Here is a 3,877-nt window from a genome sequence, read left to right as displayed (position 1 = left end):
CCCGTCCGGGGGGGGGGGGCCCCCCCCCCGGGTGCCCCCCGACCGGCCGGGGGGGGGCCCCCCCGGGGCCGGGCCCGGCGCAACGGGGGGAAGGCCGCCCGCGCGCTGGAGCACCACGTCGTTGGGTCGCGGGGCCCGGGCGAGAGCTTCGCGCAGGCCCGCGAATCCGGCCTTCAGCACGATGCGCGGGCGAGCACTGCTGCGGATCATGACCCCCCAGCGCCGCAACGTCGCGGCGCCGTAGAGGACCTTCTCCAGCGGGGAGAGCGCCGGGGAGCGGAAGAACGTCCAGATCTTGTTGCGCACCTCGAAGCGGAATCGCTCGCCGACGTCGACCGTGTGCGAATTGAACGCCTTGGTGTGGTGTTCCACCACGGAGTCGAGGCTCGCCAAGGCAAGGCGTCGGCGGGCCAGGCGCGCCGTGAACTCGAAATCGTCATTCCAGAGGAAGAAGTCAGCGACAGGCAGGCCGAGGTCCCGAACGGCCGCGGCGTCCACGAAGAGCGAGACGAACGATGCGGAGCGGACCACCCGGGCGCGGTGCGCCGCCGCCAGCTCGCGATCCGCACGCGGGGCGTCCCAGCGATCCCGCATGGTGTTCATCGGGTGGTCGCGCCCGTCGCTCCAGACGACGCGGCTCGCGATGAAGGCCGGCTTGTCCGCCGCCGGGCAGACATTCCACAGCCGCACGGCTTCCGCGAGGGTGTCAGCGAGGGGCACGGTGTCGTCGTCCATCACCCAGATGAGGTCAGGGTCGTGCCGGGCGAGCGCGGCCGCCATTCCCACCGTGAAGCCGCCCGCGCCGCCCGTATTCTCAGCAAGCCGGACCAGCTCATAGTCGAACGGGAGGTCGACGGTCGCAAGGTACTCCGCCGAACCGTCCGTCGAGGCGTTGTCCACGACCACGAGAGCGTCCGGACGGCGAGAGCCCGCGGCGAGCGCGGCGAGCGAGCGCTCGAGGAGCTGGCGCCGGTTGTAGCTGACGACGACGGCGACCACCCGAGGCGCGCGGGCCTCAGTCACGCGGCTGCTCCGCCGCCGCCCCCTGGACCTGCTCCCCCGCTGGTGCTCCTTCGGCTGCCGATTCCACCGCCGGACCGGGCTCCTCGCCCAAGCCGAGGATGTCCGGCACCACCTCGCGCAGTGCCTCGAGGCTCAGTCCGCCCTGCCGAACCACGCGGAGGCGGTCGCCGGTGCAGTCCACGATGGTCGATGGCACTCCAGCATCGCCGCCAGAGCCCTGGACGGGGCGCACCCCATCGTCGAGGTACACCTCGACCGACTCCGCGAGCTGGTCGCGCGCGTCCTCTGCGCTCTGGGCCGCAGGACGCCCCGTGCGATTGGCGGAGGACACGGCGAGCGGACCTGTGATCGTCAGGAGCGACTGGGCGACCTCGTCGTCGGGAATCCGCAGCGCGACGGTCCCGTAGGTGTCGCCGAGATCCCAGGTGAGGGAAGGCTGCGCGTGGAAGATCAGGGTGAGCGGCCCCGGCCAGTACCTCTCGGCGAGCCTGCGGCCGGCCTCGGGAACTTCGGTGGCGAGGCCGTCCATCGTCTGCAGCCGCGGGATGAGAACGGGCGGCGGCATGGAACGCCCGCGGCCCTTCGCGGCGAGCAGAGTTGCCACGGCCTGCGCCGAGAACGCGTCCGCCGCGATGCCGTAGACGGTGTCCGTCGGCATCACGACACACTGCTTGGCAGCGATCGCCCGCTGCGCATGGGCGAGGCCCTCGGCTCGCCGTTCCCGGTCCGTGCAGTTGTAGGTCGTGGTCGTCACGGCCTCAATTCTTCCACGGGGAACGCCCCGGTCCGGACAGCCGTCGTGGCACGCGGAAGTCCGTTGAGGTCCCTGTGCGATGCGACCACCGTCCATTCAGGGGCGGCGCGCAGCCGCGCTGCCAGGGATTCGGCCTGCACCTCGGCGTGTTCCATGGCGAAGAACCCGCCCGGCCGCAGCAGACGGGCCGCGGACGCGATCGCGGCGAGGGGGACCTCGAGCCCGTCGTCTCCGCCGCCGTAGAGCGCCAGTTCCGGATCGTGCTCTGCTGCCTCAGGCTCGCGCGGCACCATGCCCGCCGGGATGTAGGGAGGATTGCTCACCACAGCGTCGACCGTGCCGTCCAACTCTGGGAACGCCGTCCTGAGGTCCCCGAGGACGAGCTCGACGCGCCCCCCGACCTCGGGAAGCGCCACGTTGCGCGCGGCCCAGGCGTGGGCGAACTCGGAGAGCTCGACGGCGTGGACCCTGCTCGTCGGGCATTCCGCGGCGACCGAGGCGGCGATCGCGCCGGACCCGGTTCCAAGGTCGACGACTTCAGGCGCACCGAGAGGCGGGTCCTGGACTGCGATCCAGTCGAGGACCAGCGTCACGAGCATCTCCGTCTCTGGCCTCGGCACGAAGACGCCGGGCCCGACGCTCAGGGAGAGGTGGCGGAAATGCGCGGTCCCCGTGAGGTGCTGGAGCGGCACGCGCTTGGCTCGCTCCTCCACCAGGTCCCAGAAGGAATCCCAGAAGCCGTCCGGAACCGCTGCCCCCATGATCGCGAGCGCACGCAGCCGCCCGAGCCCGCAGCCGATGAGGTGCTCGGCAAGCAGCTCTGCGTCCGCCCGCGGGCTCGGCACGCCCGCCTCGGTGAGCGCCGCCGTCGCCCGTCTGAGCGCGGCGGCAAGATCGCTCACGCCCTCACTCCCCCAGTGCGTCGAGGCGATGCTGTTCGTCCATCTCGATGCAGGACTGAATGACCGGCTCGAGCTCACCATTCATGACGGCATCGAGGTTGTACGCCTTGTAGCCGGTGCGGTGGTCCGCGATGCGGTTCTCGGGGTAGTTGTACGTGCGGATTCGCTCCGAGCGGTCCATGGTGCGGACCTGCGACTTGCGGACCTCGGCGTTCTCCGCGTCGATCTGCTCCTGCTGGTGCGCGAGGAGGCGCGAGCGGAGCACGCGCATGGCCGCCTCGCGGTTCTGGAGCTGCGACTTCTCGTTCTGCATCGCCACGACGATACCGGTCGGGAGGTGCGTGATGCGCACGGCCGAGTCGGTGGTGTTGACGGACTGCCCGCCGGGGCCGGACGAGCGGTAGACGTCGATCTTGAGGTCGTTCTGGTTGATCTCGATCTCCTCCGGCTCGTCGACCTCGGGGAACACGAGCACACCCGCCGCGGACGTGTGGATCCGGCCCTGCGACTCCGTGACCGGCACCCGCTGCACGCGGTGGACGCCGCCCTCGTACTTGAGGTGCGCGTACACCCCCTCGGCCGGATCGTTGGACGAGCCCTTGATGGCGACCTGCACGTCCTTGTAACCGCCGAGGTCCGACTCGGTGGAGGACAGGATCTCCGTCTTCCACCCCTTCGACTCGGCGTAACGGGTGTACATGCGCAGGAGATCGGCAGCGAACAGCGCAGCCTCGTCGCCGCCCTCCCCGCCCTTCACCTCGAGGATCACGTTGCGCGCGTCGTTGGCGTCCCGCGGGATGAGCAGGCGTCGCAGCTTCTCCTGGGCGGTGGCGAGGGACGCCTCGAGCTCGGGCACCTCGGCCGCGAAGTCCGGGTCCTCTGCCGCCATCTCCCGCGCGGCCTCGAGATCGTCCGAGAGCTGCTTCCAGCGGGAATGGGCCTCCACGATGCCGTTGAGCTGGGCGGAACGGCGGCCGAGCTTCCGCGCGAGCGCCTGATCCTGGTAGACGGCGGGGTCGCTCAGCTGCTTCTGCAGGTCTGCGTGCTCGTCCAGCAGTCCTTTCACGGACTCGAACATGGGGGGGCCTTTCTATTCAAGGGGGCGAGAGCGCCTGGACAAACGACGACGGCGGCCGGCGCCGGGGTGTCCGGGCCGGCCGCCGTGCGGGGCAGCTAGTGCTTGTCGTTCTCCGACTTC

General features: G+C 70.8%; 4 protein-coding genes. All 4 read right to left on the bottom strand.

Translation table 11 applies throughout. The features are described from left to right. On the bottom strand, nt 1-1,023 hold a 1,023-nt coding region (locus tag ACTHL9_RS15145), incomplete at its 3' end, for a glycosyltransferase (protein WP_440520115.1). Beyond that, complete coding sequence (locus ACTHL9_RS15140; RefSeq protein WP_440520114.1) at nt 1,016-1,777, bottom strand: L-threonylcarbamoyladenylate synthase; 762 nt, start codon at nt 1,775-1,777, stop codon at nt 1,016-1,018. The genes ACTHL9_RS15145 and ACTHL9_RS15140, both read right to left, overlap by 8 nt. Continuing rightward, on the bottom strand, nt 1,774-2,679 hold the full coding sequence (prmC, locus tag ACTHL9_RS15135; RefSeq protein ID WP_440520113.1) for a peptide chain release factor N(5)-glutamine methyltransferase: 906 nt from the start codon (nt 2,677-2,679) through the stop codon (nt 1,774-1,776). Before prmC ends, ACTHL9_RS15140 begins: the two co-directional genes overlap by 4 nt. Nucleotides 2,680-2,683: 4 nt before the next feature. Further along, nucleotides 2,684-3,757 (bottom strand): peptide chain release factor 1, encoded by a 1,074-nt coding sequence (gene prfA, locus ACTHL9_RS15130; protein WP_440520112.1) that lies wholly within the window; start codon nt 3,755-3,757, stop codon nt 2,684-2,686. Nucleotides 3,758-3,877 lie beyond the last annotated feature (120 nt).

It is taken from the genome of Sinomonas sp., assembly GCF_051955515.1.
Taxonomy (GTDB): Bacteria; Actinomycetota; Actinomycetes; order Actinomycetales; family Micrococcaceae; genus Sinomonas.
Note: the sequence above shows the minus strand (reverse complement) of the source record. Positions and strands in the feature narration are given on the sequence as shown.

What these genes read in the sequence shown, in the direction of transcription:
- prfA (WP_440520112.1), bottom strand. Translation starts at nt 3,757, where the DNA reads ATGTTCGAGTCCGTGAAAGGACTGCTGGACGAGCACGCAGACCTGCAG.